Here is a 15,782-nt window from a genome sequence, read left to right as displayed (position 1 = left end):
CCGGCGTCGCTCTGTCTCGACGCGGAAAGTATGTGGCGGGGCCCCTACCCCGATTGACTCGGGAGGGCGTGTCACTTCGCCTTGCGTGCGCGGCGGCGCTCGCGCTCCGCCCGCCCGGTTGCCGGGTTTGGGGCGGCATTTTTCGTTTGGGGCGGGAAAAATGCGCCCCGGGCGACGGAATCTGCCCCAAAACCATGTCACGACGTGGCCCCGGGGCCACGTCTGGCGCCCCGGGGCCATGTTCGGCGCCCCGGCGACGTCGGCGGCTGCACGGGCGGTGCCCCGGGGCCACCGCCCGCGACCCGATGGGCACGCCGGCAGACCGCAGCCCCGGCGCGCGCAAACCGCGCACGCCAGGGCCCGGGACCCGATGAGCCACGAGGCGCCCGCGGCTCCGGTGCGCCGCAGACCGCGCCCGCCGGACCCGATGGGCACGCCGGCAACCGCAGCCCCGGCGCGCGCAGACCGCGCACGCCAGGGCCCGGGACCCGATGAGCCACGAGGCGCCCGCGGCTCCGGCGCGCCGCGGACCGCGCGGCGGGTGGGGGAGGATGGGGGCGTGACTTCCGGCGACTTCCCCGACGCGTGGTACCTCATCCTGTCGAGCCGGCTGATCCCCGACCTCGACGGCGGATACACGATCGCCACCCTCTCGCGAGCGCGACAGATGGCGGATGCCGGCGCGGACACCCTTCTGCTGACCGTCGACCCCGGTGACGCCGACGCCCACTCCGCGCAGCGCGCGACCTTCGTCGAACGGGGGGCGGTTGCGGCATCCGGGATCTTCCGAAACCTCTTCGACGAGGCCGTCGACGCGCAGGGCGGCGCGGCAGAGTGGGTGCGCGACGCGGCGCATCCCGGTGACGCCGATCCGGCACTGGAGTACCGCGGCGTGGCTGGGGGAGCGGTCGAGCTCCCCGTGGTGATCGACCCCGACTGGCACCTCACGACGGCGCCGATCGTGATCCGGGATGCCGCGGGTAAAAACGTCGGCGTGATCGACGGATTCGGGGCGCTGTACCGCGCCTGGCTGACCCACCTGGCCGGCCGGCTCTGCGCCGAGAACGACCGGCCCCTCGTCGTCATCTGCGAATCGCGGCAGCTCGGCGAGCTCATCGCGGGCTGGGGTGACGACGCCGTGCGGATCGTGCACACCGTGCACACGATCCACCTCGAGCCGCCGTTCCAGGCCGACTCCGACCTCAACCCGCTCTGGACGCGGTGGTTCGAGATCGCTCCGCGTTTCGACGCCGTGCTGTGGCCGACCGCATACCAGCGCGACGACGTGCGCGCCCGCTTCGGCACAGCCGCGAACGACGCGGTCGCGCCGCACGGGGTGAAGGCTCCGGATGCCGTCGTGCCCGCGTCGCAGCGGGAGCGCAGCCTCGTCGTGGTGCTGGGGCGGCTCGCGCCGGGTAAGCGTCTGGATCGAGCGATCAAGGCCTTCGCCCGCGTGCTCGATGACGTGCCGGACGCCCGGCTCGAGCTTTGGGGCGAGGGTGCTCAGCGGGGTGCGCTCGAAGCGCTCGTCGCCGACCGCGGACTCGCGCACGCCGTCTCGCTACCGGGACTCACGACCGAGCCGGGGGCGGTGCTCGATCGCGCCGCGGTGTACCTGACGACCTCCGGCTTCGAGGGGCAGGGGCTCGCGCTCGCGGAAGCCCTCGCGCACGGCACTCCCGTGGTCGCGTGGGACATCCGCTACGGCCCGCGCGACATGCTGGCGTCGGGTGGCGGCATCCTGGTTCCGGACGGTGACGACGACGCTCTGGTCGACGCGCTGCGGCGGGTGCTCACGGTCGACGGGCTGCGCGAGAGTCTTGCGGCCGAGGCGCGGCAGGCGGCGGATGCCGTGAGCCCGGCGCGCGCGATGCACACGCTCGCCGCGGTCGTACGCGAGGTGCTGGGCAGGCCGCGCCGGCGCTGAAGACGGGCAACCGCGACAGCCGCTCGACCTTTCTACCGCGTTCGCCGCATCGGCCGGAGAGTCGCGGTACGCCGGGCCGCACCCTGTCGGCATCCACGCCCGCGACACGATTCAAGGAGGCGAGCGCCTCGGTCGGACCGTCGGTGAAGGGCGGCGCGTCCGCTCTGACCGACACCGGCCGAGCCGCGTCGGCGTCCACGCCCCGATGTGACCGGGTGAGGCGAGCGCCTCGGCCGGGTCGTCGGTGAAGGGTGGAGCGTCCGCTCAGGCCGACACGGTCCGAGCCGCGCCGGCGTCCGCGTCAGCCCCGCGCGACCTTCCGCACCGCGTCGGCCGCATCGGCCGGAGAACCGCGGAATGCCGGGCCGTGGCCGGGCAGCACCCAGTCGGCATCCAGTGCCGCGATGCGATCGAGCGAGGCGAGGGCCTCGGCCGGGTCGTCGGTGAACGGCGCCGGTCCGGGGCCGGTGCGACCGGTCAGGACGTGTCGGGTCGTGAGGGCGTCGCCGACGAACACGGCGCGAACCGCGGGGGAGAAGACCGCGACGCTGCCCGGCGAGTGGCCGGGCATGCCGACGATGCGGGGGCTTCCGGGCAGGTCGAGGGTCTCGCCGTCGGCGACCTCGCGCACCTCGGTCAGCCACTGCGGACGCATGCCCTTGCGGAGGCCGAAGGCGGCGAAGCCCAGCAGTGGTCCGAGACGGAAGGGACCCATCGCGGTCTTGGGCTTGTCGCCGCCGCGCGCCCGGTCGGCGTCGGCTGCGTGGACGAAGACGGGCACGCCGTGCTCGCGGCGGAGGCGTTCGGCGAATCCGACGTGGTCGCTGTCGCCGTGGGTGAGGATGACGCCGCGGATGTCGTCGGGCGTCCGGCCGATGCTCTGCAGCTCCCGGAGCAGGTCGGCGTACATTCCGGGGAGCCCGGCGTCCACGAGAGTGATGCCCTCGGGGGCGACGACGAGGTACGAGGCGACGATGTCGTTGCCGATGCGGTGGAGCGATGGCGCGAGTCTCAAGGGGTGCCTTTCTGGATGGCTACGAGTGTTAGCCATGATAGCTTATAAGCGTAGCTATGAGGAGGGGTCGTGCCCACACCGGAACGAACGTCGCTCGACGAGATCGTCGACGCGGCCGCGGGACTGCTCGAGAAGGGCGGGCCCAGCGCCGTCACGATGCAGGCCGTGGCCCAAGCTGTCGGGGTCAAGGCTCCCTCGCTGTACAAGAGGGTGCGCGACCGCGAAGCCCTGCTCGGACTCGTCGGTGCGGCCGCGGCCGACGACCTGACGGAGCGGCTCGAGGCGGCATCCGGAGGCCTCGACGACCTCCTGGTCGCCTTCCGCGCGTTCGGGCGCGACCGGCCCGAAGCGTTCCGTCTGCTGTTCACGACGGTGGTGGATGCCGACCGGCTCGCTGCCACGAGCGCCCCGGTGCTGCGCGCGACCACCGTCGCCGTGGGCGAGGCTCATGCGCTCGAAGCGGCGAGGCTGCTCACCGCGTGGGCGACAGGGTTCGTGACGATGGAGCTCGCCGGGGCCTTCCGTCTCGGCGGCGACCTCGACGAGGCGTACCGCTACGGGCGGCGCCACCTGGTCGCCTCGCTCACGCAGGATCAGGTGGCAGAGCGGCCGGCCCAGGGGTCGTAGTCGGCGATCAAATCCTCCTGCGCCGGGCGGTCGGCATCCGGAACGTGCTGCAGGTTCACGCGGACGCGGTACCAGAGCGAGCTCGACCCGCGCATGCCGTCGACGAGGACGTCGGCGGGGTGGAGTTGCGACGTCGCTTTTGGATGCCGCTGCTTCCACGTCTCGAGGGCGTCGAGCGCCTCGGGCTTGGTCTTGGTGCGCGCGACCTCGATGAGGGGCATGGTCGAGGCCCGGCGGCCCGAACCGTCGGATCCCCGCGGGGGCTTCTCGGCGGGGCCGAGTTCCTTCGCCAGGGCGAGGAGAGCGTCGAGCGAGCCTGCCGCGTCGTCGATGCCCGCGTGCGGGTCACCGATGCTGCGGAAGCGCTCGGGCACCGTGAGCACGGTGAACTCCTCGGGGCGGCGATCTCGGACCTCGTCCCACGTGAGGGGAGTCGAAACGCGGGCATCGGGGAGCGCGCGGATCGAGTACGCCGAGGCGACTGTGCGGTCCTTGGCGTTCTGGTTGAAGTCGACGAAGACGCTCTCGCCGCGCTCCTCCTTCCACCAGCGGGCGGTCGCGAGGCCCGGGGCGCGGTTCTCGACCTCGCGGGCGAGGGTCTCGGCGGCCAGACGCACGTCGGCGTAGTCCCACTCGGGGCGGATGCGCGCGAGGATGTGGAGCCCGCGCGAGCCCGACGTCTTCGGCCAGCCGACCAGACCGTGATCCTCGAGCACGTCGCGGGCGATGAAGGCGACATCGACGATCTGCGACCAGTCGACGCCGGGCATCGGGTCGAGGTCGACGCGCAACTCGTCGGGGTGATCGAGGTCTTCGGCGCGGACGGGGTGCGGGTTCAGATCGAGGCAGCCGAGGTTGACGACCCACGCCAGCCCCGCGGCATCCCGGATCACCGTCTCTTCGGCCGAGGTGCCCGAGGCGTAGCGCAGGGTCGCGGTGTCGATGAAGTCAGGGTGGTTCTCGGGAACGCGCTTCTGGAAGAACGGCTCCTGATCGAGGCCCTTCGAGAAGCGCTTGAGCACCATCGGGCGGCCACCGGCTCCGCGGAGGGCGCCCTCGGCGACGGACAGGTAGTACCGCACGAGGTCGAGCTTGGTGAGACCGGGCTCGGGGAACACGACGCGGTCGGGGCTCGTGACGCGGACCTCGTGGCCGTCGACGTCGAGGATCTCGGGCGGCGTCTTCGCGGGACTCATGGCGCGAGGCTAGCGGCGCGGCATCCGGGGTTCGAGCCCCTTGCGGGCGCCGTGCGGGGGCGTCGCGCGGTGCAGAGGGTCCAAGAAACCCGGACGAGATCGGGGGGGGTCTTGGACACTCACGGGGTGGCGCAGGGGCCGTTCAGTGCCCACGACACGCCGCTTCCCGCGCGGGCGTGCGGCGTGTTTTGGACACTCAACAGGGGGGGGGGAGGGCCGGTGCGCGGGGCGTCATGTGCGGGAGCGTCGCGCGCGGGGCTCGCGCGCGCGGCCCGCACGACGAAGGGCCGCCCCGAAACGGGACGGCCCTTCGTGCGAGACGCTGCGTCAGTTGTTGCCGCGCAGGATCGCGATCATGCGGAGGATCTCGACGTACAGCCACACGACGGTGACCATGATGCCGAAGGCGCCGACCCAGCCGTAGACCCGGGCTGCGCCGTTGCGGACGCCGCGCTGGATCTGGTCGAAGTCGAGCACCAGCGAGTACGCGGCCATGATGACCACCAGAACGCCGATGATCAGGCCGAGCGGGATGCCCGCGACCTTCATGCTGTACAGGCCGAAGGCGCCACCGGCGATCGGGGCGTTGAAGAGCATCAGGCCGAGGTTCAGCAGGGCGAACACGAGGTAGCCGACCATCGCGATCATGAAGATTTTGGTGGCGCGGGCCGAGGCGCGGATCTTGCCGCTCGCGAAGAGGGCGAGGGTCACGCCGACCACGGAGAGGGTCGCCAGCGTCGCCTGCAGGACGATGCCGGGGAACATGAACTCGAAGAACGCCGAGATGCCACCGACGAACAGGCCCTCGAAGGCCGCGTACGCGATGATGACGGGAACCGACGGCTTCTTCTTGAACGTCGCGACCATCGCCAGCACGAAGCCGACGAGGCCACCGACGATCATCGGGGCGGCGGACGGGTTCGGGTTGGCGACGCTGACACCGGCCATCGACCAGACCCAGCCGACGACGGCGGTCACGACGAGGATGCCGAACAGGGCCAGCGTCTTCATGACGGTGTCTTCGACCGTCATGCGACCGGTCTCGACGGCGCTCGCGGACGGGGCGGCGTACGCGCCTTCGATCGTTGCGGCGGCGGCGGGATCGACGGCCGGGGGCGGGCTGTAGCGCGTGTTAGCGCCACCGGCTCGAGGGTCCTGGAACGCCGGGGTATTGAATGCCGGGTTATTGAGGGCCACGGGAACTCACACTCCAAAGATGGTGATCACAGCACCGTGCTGTAGATCAACACTAGCCGAGCTGGTCGGCAAAATCCTTGTGCTGACTGGGATTTCGCTTTGAGCGATGCTGCCGTTCACCCGGTCTGACTAGCGTGTGCACGTGCCTCTCGTGATCGGTCATCGCGGTGCTCCCGGCTATCTGCCCGAGCACTCGCGCAGCTCCTATCTGCGTGCGATCGAGGCGGGGGTGGATGCCGTCGAGCCCGACGTCGTGCCGTCGAAGGACGGGGTGCTCGTCGTGCGCCACGAGAACGAGATCTCGGGCACGACCGACGTCTCGACGCGTCCGGAGTTCGCCGACCGCCGAACGAGCAAGACCGTCGACGGGGAGCTGATGACCGGCTGGTTCGTCGAGGACTTCACGTGGGAGGAACTGCGCACCCTGCGCTGCCGCGAGCGCATCCCCGCCATCCGGCCCCAGAGCGCCGCCCACGACGACGAGGATGGAGTGCTCTGCCTGCGCGACCTCCTCGACCTCGCTCGCGCGGGCGGAGTGGGAGTCGTCCTCGAGATCAAGCACGCCGCGACCTTCGCCCGGCTGGGATTCGACATGTCCGCTCTCGTCGAGGACGAGCTTCGTGCCGCCGGTTGGGTGGACGCCGTCGACGACCTGGTGATCGAGTCGTTCGAACCGCTCGTTCTCGCGCGGCTGCGGGAACGCGGCATCCGGATCCCCCTCGTGCAGCTCATCGAGGCCGACGGGGCGCCGTGGGACCTGCGTGAACGGCACGGAGCGGATGCCGCGAGCTACCGTTCGATGCTGACGACGGTCGGCCTCGACGCGCTCGCCGCCGAGGTGCAGGGGATCAGCCCCGACAAGAGGATCGTCCTCGCTCCGGACCGGCTGGGGAGGGCTCGCGGACCGGCGCGCGTCGTCGGCGAGGCACAGGACCGCGGGCTGCGCGTCTTCACGTGGACATGCCGACCGGAGAATACGTTCCTTCTCACGGCATACCGACGGCCCGGCGGCAAGGCCGCGTTCGGCGACTATCGCCGCGAATGGGCGGTTCTGCGAGACGCGGGCCTCGACGGCGTCTTCGTCGACCACGCCGATCTGGGCGTGGAGTTCTTCGGCGCGGCATCCGGAACCGTCTGACACGCGCGCGCAAGCCCGACCCGGCCCGACGGGTCTCCCGCGAGGATGGCGGCATGACGGTGGACGTGACGGTGGTCGGCGGCGGAATCTCGGGACTCGCCTGCGCGCGAGCGGTGCAGGACGCAGGGGGCACGGCACGTGTGATCGACCGCGGGCGCCGCGTCGGCGGACGCCTGTCGAGCCGCACGGTCGACGGCCGCCCGGTGGACCTCGGTGCGTCGTACTTCGTGGTCGGCGAGGCGGAGGGCTTCTCGCACGTCGTCGCCGATTGGGAGGAGCGCGGGATCGCTCGGCCCTGGACGGATACCTTCCAGGTGATCGACCCCTCCGGTGAGCGCCGGCCGAAGCCCGGACCCATGCGCTGGGCAGCGCCGCTCGGACTGCGATCTCTCGCGCTCGACCTCGCGGACGGCGTGGACGTCGAGTCGGGCCGGGTCGTCGAGAAGGTCGAGCCGCATCGCGTCGACGGCATCGAGGCGGGCGAGGTCGTGCTCGCGATGCCCGCGCCCCAGGCTGCGCGTCTGACCGGTGAGGCGCCCGGGGGCCCGCAGGAGTGGGAGCCCGTGATCGCGGTCGTGTTGCGGTGGGACGGACGGCAGTGGGACGCCGATCTGCACGGGGCGTTCGCCGAAGCGGATGCCGATGTGTCGTTCATCGCCGACGACGGCGACCGTCGCGGAGACGCGGCGCCCGTGCTCGTGGTGCACACGACGGCGGAACGCGCCCGCCGGCACCTCGACGACCCCGACGCGGCGATCGAGCCCGTGCTGGCGGCCACCCGGCGCCTGCTGCGGATCGACGTGGAGCCCGCCTCCGCCCACGCGCACCGCTGGACCTTCGCCCGGCCGACCGAGACGACGGGGGAGCCGTTCTTCCGTTCGCCCGGGCTGTCCGCGTGCGGCGACGCCTGGGGGAAGTCGGCGGCCGTTCGCACGGCGTGGACGTCGGGCGATGCGTTGGGGCGCGCGCTCGTCTCCTGACCGAGGACACGCCGGGGCCGGAGCAGCGTCGATCACGCATTCCGGCCGGGCGGTCCGGGTGGGCACGGGCGCCGTCGTGGGCTGCCTGCGCGATTCGTCCGTCGCCGAGCGGAATTCGCCCGGGCGTCTCGGGAGGCCGCCCCTATGGTGGGGGCCATGGATGTGGGGATCGACGTCGCGGGGGTCAGACGGTCGTTCGGTGCGGTGCACGCGGTGCAGGAGGTCACCTTCCGAGCGGCGCCAGGGCGGGTGACCGGACTGGTCGGGCCGAACGGCTCGGGCAAGACGACGCTCATGCTCATGCTCGCGTCGTTGCTGCGACCCGACGCGGGGCGGATGAGCATCGGCGGTGTCGATCCGGTCGCCGACCCCGCCGGCGCGCGCCGTCTTCTCGGGTGGATGCCGGACTCACTCGGCGCCTGGCCGAGCCTGACGGCCCGCGAGGTGCTCCTGGCCACCGCCCAGCTCTACGACCTCGCGCGTGACGACGCCCGTGCCCGTGCCGATCAGTTGCTCGGGCTCGTCGACCTCGCCGCTCTCGCGGGTGCTCCGGCGCGGGTGCTTTCCCGCGGGCAGAAGCAGCGCCTCGCGCTCGCCCGCGCGCTGGTGCACGACCCGCAGGTGCTGCTGCTCGACGAACCCGCGTCGGGTCTCGACCCGCAGTCGCGCATCGCGCTGCGCGAGCTGCTGCGGCGGTTGGCGGCCGAGGGGCGCACCGTGCTCATCTCGAGCCACGTGCTCTCGGAGCTCGAAGAGGTCGTCGACGACGCCGTCTTCCTCGTCGACGGTCGCACGGTGGCCGGAGAGCGCATCGCCGCGGCAGCCACGCGGACGCGCGTGTGGCGCCTGCGAGCGGTGGCCGACGCCTCGCGCTCGCTCGAGGCGGATCGTGCGCAGGTCGCCGCAACCCTCGGCCGCGCGTTCGACGACGTCGCCGCCGACCGGCGTGACCTCCTCGTGCCCTTCGCCGACGAGGCCGCGGCCGTCGCGGGCCTTCGGGCTCTCATCGCGGCCGGGTTGCCGATCGTGGAGTTCGCTCCGGCCGTCGGAGACCTCGAGCATGCGTTCCTCGATCTGCGGGCGTCGGGGCACGCCGGCCCCACGGGCGCCCCGAGCGGGCCCGTCGACCCGCCACCGGCCGATCCGCACGCGGGGTGGGCTCCGCCGCACGCGCCCGACACCCGCCCTGACGACGGGAGCCCGGCATGAACCTCCACCGCCTCGGAACCATCATCGGCATCGAGCTGCGTCAACGCGTGCGCTCGGTCGCCTGGTACGTCCTGCTGGCCGTGTTCGCGGTCATCCTGATCGGCATGCTCGCGCTGTCGTTTGCGGCGTTCTCGCTGTTGAGCGGCGGCAACGACTGGTTCTTCTCGCTCATCATCATGCTCGTGCTGCTGCTGACGCTGCTGGTGTCGCCCACGCTCAGCGGAAGCGCGGTCAACGGGGATCGCGACGCGGCGACCCTCGCCCCCGTGCAGGTGACACTGGCGACCACGAGCGAGATCGTGGTCGGCAAGTTCCTCGCGGCGTGGGTCTCGGGTCTCGCGTTCCTGCTGGTCGCGCTGCCCTTCCTCGCGGTCGCCACGCTCGCGGGTCGCCTCAATCCGACGGTCATCATCACCTCCCTCGGCATCCTGATCATCGAGGTCGGGATCGTCGCGGCGATCGGGGTGGGACTCAGCGCCATCGTCGCCCGGCCCCTCTTCTCGGTCGCGAGCACCTACCTGATCATCGCCGCGCTGACCATCGGCACGCTGCTCGCCTTCTGGCTCGGGGGGACCGCGCTGCGGACCACCCAGACGACGGTGACGCGCGATTTCGATTACAGCGCGCTCCCGCCGACCTGCGATCCGTGGGCCGACGTGCGCGCCGAGGGGTGCCCGTCGTTCGACGAACTCGAGTGCACTGAGACCACGACCAACTCGTTCGAGGTGGCGCGTTTCGACCGGGTCTGGTGGGTGCTCGCCGCGAATCCGTTCGTGATCCTCGCCGATGCCACGCCCCCGACATACGACAACGGGTACCCCAGCGACCTGTTCTCGCAGATCGCCTCGGGCGTGCGCCTCGCGCAGATCCCTCCGGAGCAGCAGACCTCGTACGACGGATGCGATGCCCGCGGGTGGAACGCGAGCGACCCCTACCCGACGACCGAGGACCAGGTGCGGGGAACAGCACCGAGCTGGTTCGTCGGTCTGCTCGTGCAGCTGCTCATCGCGGCCGGGCTCATGGCCTGGGGCGTCGCGCGCACGCGCACACCGGCCAAGCGCCTGCCGCCCGGCACGCGCATCGCGTAGCCGGTCGACAGGCGCTGGAGGGCGAACGGGCCCCCTCGAGGGAGGGTCGCGCTCGCCGTGAGGGTTGTGCTCGCAGTGAGGGGTGCCGTCAGGCGTGGCCCTCAGCGGCGGGGAAGCCGGGGTCGTCGGCCGGAGCCGCGTCGCCCTCGAGGGTCTCGCCGGTGTGGTCGTCGAGATTCACGTTCTCTTCGGCCTGAGCGGCGTCTTCGCGGACCTCGTCGGTGACGGCGTCGGTGGGGGCGGCCGCGTCGGCGCGGGCGTCGTCGGAGTGGCGGGAGGGGATGTCAGGAGTGCTCATCGCTCCACGGTGCTCCTGAGGAGGCGTCGGTCGGACCGGGTTGACAGGCGCACGTCGGCCGCGTGTACCCGTCCCGAGCCGATGCTCTGCCCTGCGAATCGCGATGCGGCGGGGCCGACCGTTTGCCCCGGTGTGGCAGCGCCCCGGTAAACCTGTGCGGGTGATCGTCGCGGCCGAGGTGCTGCGAAACGCGTCAACGAGAAACGTCCGGGCCGCGCGATTCGAGGAAGGTCGCCGATCGGATGCGTGCTCACCCGTTCCAGGATGGACGACACCTGAACACGAGGAAACGCCATGACCACCTTCACGCAGACACGCCGCGCGCAGACCGAGCCGCCCCGCATTCGCCGCCCCAGCGCGGTCGCTGGATACCTGCTGCTGCTGCCCGCGACCGCTGTGGTCGTCGTGCTGGTGATCGTGCCGACCCTGGTCATCCTGCGCGACAGCTTCGCCATCAGCGACCCGCTCGGCGGCACCCTCGGAGGCTTCACGCTCGTCAACTACGCGAAACTCCTCGACCCCGTGTACGCGAAGACGTTGGGGTACAGCCTTGGCATGGCCGCACTCAATGCGATCGTGTGCGTGGTCGTGGGCTACATCGTCGCCTACTTCATCGCCACACGGTCGGCCCGCACGCAGCCCGTATTGCTCGTTCTCGTCATCATCCCGTTCCTCACCGACTTCCTCGTCCGCACCTTCGCCTGGATCACGTTGCTCGGATCGGGGGCCCTCTCATCCCGCTGCTCCGCGCGGTGGGCATCGACGCGACCTCGCTCGTCCCCTCGCAGCTCGCCGTGACGCTGTCGCTGCTGTATGCGTTCCTCCCCGTGGCGGTCTTCCCGATCTACGCCTCGCTGCGGGCGGTCGATCCGGCCCTGCGTGAGGCGGCATCCGACCTCGGCGCCACGGCGGTCCAGACGCACCTGCGGGTGTTCATCCCGCTGGCCACACCGGGGATCGTCTCGGCAGTGGTGCTGACCTTCGTGCCCACCCTGGGGGTCTTCGTGATCCCCGTCCTCCTCGGCGGCGGCAAGGACCCGCTCGTGGGGAACCTGATCGTGACGCTGTTCACCGAGTTCCGAAACGAACCCCTCGGAGCGGCCCTCTCGATGGTGGTGCTCGCCCTCATGTTGCTGACGATCGTCGTCGCTGCTCTTCTCGCCCGCCTGCGCACCTCTCGGAAGGCCTCGTGATGGACCGCATCATCTCCTGGATCGCCGGCGCGGTCTTCGTCTTCCTCTACATCCCGATCGCGGCCGTCATCGTCTACTCGTTCAACGCCTCGGAGGTCGGGTACCGCTTCGACGGCCTGACTCTGCGGTGGTACGCCGAGCTCTTCGGCGATCGAATGCTGGGCGATGCGCTGCGCACGAGCCTCGTCGTCGGTCTCGCCGCCGCCGTGCTCTCGACGAGCATCGGTCTGCTCTCCGCGTACGGACTGGTGCGATTCCGCGTCCGTGGTCGCGCCGTGTTCCTCGGCGCGATCCTCATTCCGCTGATCGTCCCCGAGATCGTGCTGGGCGTCTCGCTGCTGACGATCTTCTCGAGCGCCGGCATTCCGACCGGTTACGCGACGCTCATCCTCGGCCACGTCGTGATCACGCTGCCGCTGTCGACCCTGGTCCTGGTCGGCGCCATGAGCACGCTCGATCCGAGCCTGGGCGAAGCGGCGGCTGACCTCGGCGCGAGTCCCTGGCAGACCTTCGCCCGCGTCATCCTGCCTCTGCTGCGTCCCTCGCTCATGGCGGCGTTCCTGCTGAGCTTCGCGACGTCGTTCTCGAACATCGTCGTGTCGACCTTCACCTCGGGTGTCGGTACGACGACGCTCCCGCTGCGCATCTACAGCACGCTCCGCACGGGGCTCACCCCCGAGCTGAACGCGCTCGGGACGCTCCTCGTGCTCGCCACTCTCGGCCTCATCCTCGTCGTCGGCGTCTCACAGATGCGCCGCATCCTCGCCGGCCCTCCCACTCCCGCCGCCTGAGCGGGCCGACGACGACGTCGGACTCAGGCATCACCCGAAACATGCGCTCCACCCACCACGAAAGCAGGCACCCATGAACACGCGTCACCGGGCCGTCGGTGCGGTCCTCGCCGTCGGCGTCCTCTCCGCACTCACCGCTTGCGCCTCCGGCGCCGGCACCGACTCCGCGGGCGGCGGTTCCTCGTCGCTCAGCATCTACGCCTGGGCGGGTGAGATCCCCGACTCCGTCATCTCGGGCTTCGAGAAGGAGACCGGCATCACGGTCACCGTCGACACCTTCGACAGCAACGAGACGATGATCTCCAAGCTCGCCGCGGGGAACTCGGGGTACGACATCGTCGAGCCCAGCCAGTACGCCGTCCAGCTGCTCGTCGACCGCAACCTCGTCGCGCAGATCGACAAGAGCAAGCTCGAGGGCTTCGACAACCTGGCCGAGAAGTTCGTCGACCCCTCATTCGACCCCGACAACGCGCACGCCATTCCGTGGGCCTGGGGCACCACCGGCATCCTGTACAACCAGGCCTGCACCGGCAAGGAGATCACGGGCTGGGCCGACATGTGGGACCCCGCGTACAGCGGCAAGATCTACATGCTCGACAACATGCTCTCGGCCTACATCGCCGGACTCCAGGTCGAGGGACTCAGCGCCACCACCACGAGCCAGGACGACATCGAGAAGGCCACGCAGAAGCTCATCGAACAGAAGCCGCTCCTCGCCGGATACAACAGTCAGAACTACGCCGACCTCGTCGGGTCGGGCGATGCGTGCATCGCCGAGGCGTACAGCGGCACGACCGCGGCGAAGGCGGTCATGGCCAACTCCGACGTGCACTACATCATCCCCGAAGAGGGCGGCACGCTCTGGACCGACAGCTTCTCGGTCGTCGAGGGCACGAGCAACACGGATGCCGCGTACAAGTGGCTCAACTACACCCTTCGTCCCGAGGTGGCAGCCCTGCTCACCGACGACGCGTCGTTGGCCTCCACCAACGCCGGGGCGCTCGAGCTCGTCAAGGACCAGAGCCTCGTGAGCAACCCGGCGATCTACGCCCCCGCTGACTCCCTTACGAAGTCGGAATTCATCGTCGACCCGGGCGCGGCTCTGTCGTACTTCCAGGACGGCTGGACCCGCCTCCGCGCCTCGTGATCTGAGACCGAAATGAGCCCCATGACGATCGACAGCCCCGTGGCCGGCACTGCGCCGGCCACGGGCCCCGCCCCGGCCGTGCGCCTGCGGGGCCTCACCAAGTCGTTCGGCGCCAACCGCGTCGTCGACCCTCTCGACCTCGACATCGCGCAGAACGAGTTCTTCAGCATCCTGGGCCCGTCCGGCTGCGGCAAGACGACACTCATGCGCATGATCACGGGGTTCGAAACGCCGACCGCCGGCTCGATCGAGCTCGACGGCCGCAACGTCGACGGTGTCGCCACCCGTCAGCGCGATCTGAACATGCTGTTCCAGAGCTACGCGCTGTTCCCGCACCTCAGCGTCTACGAGAACGTCGCCTTCGAGCTGCGCGTGCGCCGCACTCCGAAGCGCGAGATCGACGACCGCGTCCGCGCGGCGCTCGAGCTCGTTCGGTTGAGCGCGTTCGCCGACCGCAAGCCCGCGGCGCTGAGCGGCGGTCAGCGTCAGCGCGTCGCCCTCGCCCGCGCCGTCGTCGGGCGCCCCGCCGTCGTGCTGCTCGACGAGCCGCTCGGTGCGCTCGATCAGAAGCTGCGCAAAGAGATGCAATTCGAGCTCAAGCGCATGCAGCGTGAGGTCGGCATCACGTTCATCTACGTCACCCACGATCAGGAGGAGGCGCTGACGATGTCGGACCGTATCGCGGTCATGTCGGAGGGGCGCATCCAGCAGATCGGAACGCCGACCGAGATCTACGACACCCCGGCGTCGCGGTTCGTGGCGGGGTTCATCGGCAGCTGCAATCTCATCGACGGTGTCGCGGATGCCGCGACCGGCCGCTTCACGATCCCCGGCGTGGGCGAGGTGCCGGTGGACGAGATCCCGGACGCCGCGCCGGGGACGCCCCTCACCCTCGCGGTGCGTCCCGAGCGGGTACGCGTGCTCCCCGACGGTGCTCGTACCGAGGGCGGCGTCCACCTGCCGGCGACGCTCACGCAACGCGTTTTCCTCGGCGACGAGTGGATCTCGCACCTCGCGCTCGATTCGGGCATCGTCCTGTCTGCCTCGGTGCCGAGCGGCGACGCCGCCCGGGCCCTCGCGGCGACGGCCGATGGTGCGCGCGTGACGGTGTCATGGCATCCGTCCGACAGTCGTGTCATCCCGACGGGAGAGCTCGCATGAACCCGGTCCTGCTGGCCGCCGTGGGGCAGATGGCTCCCACCACCGACGCCGCTCACAACCGCGACGAGGTCACCGCGCTCGCCGCCGACGCGTCGGCCGAGGGAGTGCGTCTGCTCGTGCTGCCCGAGGAGGCGATGCTCGTCGCAGGCGAGATCGACGCGTCGGAGCGTGCAGACGTCGTCGCCCGAGAGTGGCCCGCGTTCCTCGCGCACCTGTCGGAACTCGCCATGCGGCACGATCTGTGGATCATCGCCGGGGGCTACGAGCCCAGTGGCTCCGAGCGACCCTTCAACACCCTCGTCGTCGTCAACCCGCGCGGCGAGTTGGTCGACGTGTACCGCAAGCTGCACCTCTACGACGCCTTCACCTATCGCGAATCCGATTACGTCACCGCCGGGCACGAGCTGCCGCCGCTCGTGCTGATCGACGGCGTGGCCGTCGGACTGGTCAACTGCTACGACCTGCGCTTCCCCGAGCTGGCGCGCGACCTCGTCTCGCGCGGCGCCGACGTGCTCAGCGTGTCGGCGGCCTGGGTCGCCGGTCACCGCAAGGTCGAGCACTGGACCACCCTGCTCACCGCTCGCGCGATCGAGAACACGTGCTGGGTGCTGGCATCCGGATCATCCTCGCCCGACTGCATCGGCACGAGCCTCGTCATCGACCCCCTCGGGGTCGAGCAGGCGCACCTGCCCGCCACCGGTCGCGCGATCGGCATCGTGCCCGTCTCGCTCGATCGCATCGCCGAGGTGCGCGACGCGCTGCCCGCGCTGTCGAATCGCCGCCTCTCCGCCCACCTCTCCCTCCTGGACTGATCC

At 70.8% G+C, this 15,782-nt stretch carries 16 protein-coding genes; 12 read left to right on the top strand and 4 right to left on the bottom strand.

Annotated features, from left to right (window positions below; genetic code table 11):
* The first annotated feature begins 559 nt into the window (after positions 1-559).
* Positions 560-1,927 carry a glycosyltransferase gene (locus tag FS769_RS03520; protein ID WP_260979687.1) on the top strand — a complete coding sequence of 456 codons (1,368 nt, stop codon included), beginning with the start codon at positions 560-562 and terminating at the stop codon, positions 1,925-1,927.
* Positions 1,928-2,228: 301 nt separating this feature from the next.
* Here FS769_RS03520 and FS769_RS03515 read toward each other — a convergent pair whose 3' ends face one another.
* Complete coding sequence (locus FS769_RS03515; RefSeq protein WP_144829438.1) at positions 2,229-2,942, bottom strand: MBL fold metallo-hydrolase; 714 nt, start codon at positions 2,940-2,942, stop codon at positions 2,229-2,231.
* A gap of 69 nt (positions 2,943-3,011) precedes the next feature.
* On the opposite strand from FS769_RS03515, the gene FS769_RS03510 reads away from it, so the two are divergent.
* The gene (locus tag FS769_RS03510) at positions 3,012-3,569 is read left to right on the top strand and encodes a TetR/AcrR family transcriptional regulator (protein WP_144782683.1); all 558 of its coding nucleotides are present in this window, start codon (positions 3,012-3,014) and stop codon (positions 3,567-3,569) included.
* On the opposite strand, the gene ligD is transcribed toward FS769_RS03510, so the two are convergent.
* On the bottom strand, positions 3,536-4,765 hold the full coding sequence (ligD, locus tag FS769_RS03505; RefSeq protein ID WP_144829435.1) for a non-homologous end-joining DNA ligase: 1,230 nt from the start codon (positions 4,763-4,765) through the stop codon (positions 3,536-3,538). The genes FS769_RS03510 and ligD overlap by 34 nt on opposite strands.
* Before the next feature lie 327 nt (positions 4,766-5,092).
* A complete protein-coding gene (locus FS769_RS03500; RefSeq protein ID WP_144829432.1) occupies positions 5,093-5,962 on the bottom strand; it encodes a Bax inhibitor-1/YccA family protein in 870 nt (289 codons plus the stop codon).
* Positions 5,963-6,104: 142 nt separating this feature from the next.
* Here FS769_RS03500 and FS769_RS03495 point away from each other — a divergent pair, with 142 nt between their 5' ends.
* The 4 genes from FS769_RS03495 to FS769_RS03480 all read left to right on the top strand — a co-directional run bounded on the left by FS769_RS03495 (position 6,105) and on the right by FS769_RS03480 (position 10,377).
* Positions 6,105-7,100, top strand: coding sequence for a glycerophosphodiester phosphodiesterase family protein (locus FS769_RS03495; RefSeq protein ID WP_260979686.1), 996 nt, complete (start codon positions 6,105-6,107; stop codon positions 7,098-7,100).
* A 53-nt stretch (positions 7,101-7,153) separates the two neighbouring features.
* A complete protein-coding gene (locus FS769_RS03490; RefSeq protein WP_144829426.1) occupies positions 7,154-8,080 on the top strand; it encodes an NAD(P)/FAD-dependent oxidoreductase in 927 nt (308 codons plus the stop codon).
* A gap of 156 nt (positions 8,081-8,236) precedes the next feature.
* Positions 8,237-9,289, top strand: a complete 1,053-nt coding sequence (locus FS769_RS03485; RefSeq protein WP_144829423.1) for an ABC transporter ATP-binding protein — start codon at positions 8,237-8,239, stop codon at positions 9,287-9,289.
* The gene (locus tag FS769_RS03480) at positions 9,286-10,377 is read left to right on the top strand and encodes an ABC transporter permease (RefSeq protein WP_144829420.1); all 1,092 of its coding nucleotides are present in this window, start codon (positions 9,286-9,288) and stop codon (positions 10,375-10,377) included. The genes FS769_RS03485 and FS769_RS03480 overlap by 4 nt, the downstream gene beginning before the upstream one ends.
* A gap of 88 nt (positions 10,378-10,465) precedes the next feature.
* On the opposite strand, the gene FS769_RS03475 is transcribed toward FS769_RS03480, so the two are convergent.
* On the bottom strand, positions 10,466-10,675 hold the full coding sequence (locus FS769_RS03475; RefSeq protein ID WP_144829417.1) for a hypothetical protein: 210 nt from the start codon (positions 10,673-10,675) through the stop codon (positions 10,466-10,468).
* A 294-nt stretch (positions 10,676-10,969) separates the two neighbouring features.
* Between FS769_RS03475 and FS769_RS17030 the strand changes: the two genes are divergently transcribed.
* The 6 genes from FS769_RS17030 to FS769_RS03450 all read left to right on the top strand — a co-directional run bounded on the left by FS769_RS17030 (position 10,970) and on the right by FS769_RS03450 (position 15,779).
* A complete protein-coding gene (locus FS769_RS17030) occupies positions 10,970-11,473 on the top strand; it encodes an ABC transporter permease (protein ID WP_260979685.1) in 504 nt (167 codons plus the stop codon).
* On the top strand, positions 11,428-11,868 hold the full coding sequence (locus FS769_RS17025; protein ID WP_260979684.1) for an ABC transporter permease: 441 nt from the start codon (positions 11,428-11,430) through the stop codon (positions 11,866-11,868). The genes FS769_RS17030 and FS769_RS17025 overlap by 46 nt, the downstream gene beginning before the upstream one ends.
* A complete protein-coding gene (locus FS769_RS03465) occupies positions 11,868-12,659 on the top strand; it encodes an ABC transporter permease (RefSeq protein WP_144829414.1) in 792 nt (263 codons plus the stop codon). Before FS769_RS17025 ends, FS769_RS03465 begins: the two co-directional genes overlap by 1 nt.
* 73 nt (positions 12,660-12,732) lie before the next feature.
* The gene (locus FS769_RS03460; RefSeq protein WP_144829411.1) at positions 12,733-13,806 is read left to right on the top strand and encodes a PotD/PotF family extracellular solute-binding protein; all 1,074 of its coding nucleotides are present in this window, start codon (positions 12,733-12,735) and stop codon (positions 13,804-13,806) included.
* Positions 13,807-13,827: 21 nt separating this feature from the next.
* Positions 13,828-14,967 carry an ABC transporter ATP-binding protein gene (locus FS769_RS03455; protein ID WP_230704206.1) on the top strand — a complete coding sequence of 380 codons (1,140 nt, stop codon included), beginning with the start codon at positions 13,828-13,830 and terminating at the stop codon, positions 14,965-14,967.
* The gene (locus FS769_RS03450) at positions 14,964-15,779 is read left to right on the top strand and encodes a carbon-nitrogen hydrolase family protein (protein ID WP_260979683.1); all 816 of its coding nucleotides are present in this window, start codon (positions 14,964-14,966) and stop codon (positions 15,777-15,779) included. The genes FS769_RS03455 and FS769_RS03450 overlap by 4 nt, the downstream gene beginning before the upstream one ends.
* The last annotated feature ends 3 nt before the right edge of the window (positions 15,780-15,782 follow it).

The sequence above is a fragment of the Microbacterium sp. BH-3-3-3 genome (assembly GCF_007679045.1).
GTDB classification, from domain to species: Bacteria; Actinomycetota; Actinomycetes; order Actinomycetales; family Microbacteriaceae; genus Microbacterium; species Microbacterium algihabitans.
The sequence above is the reverse complement of the archived record's forward strand: the minus strand, read 5'-3'. Positions and strand labels throughout refer to the sequence as shown.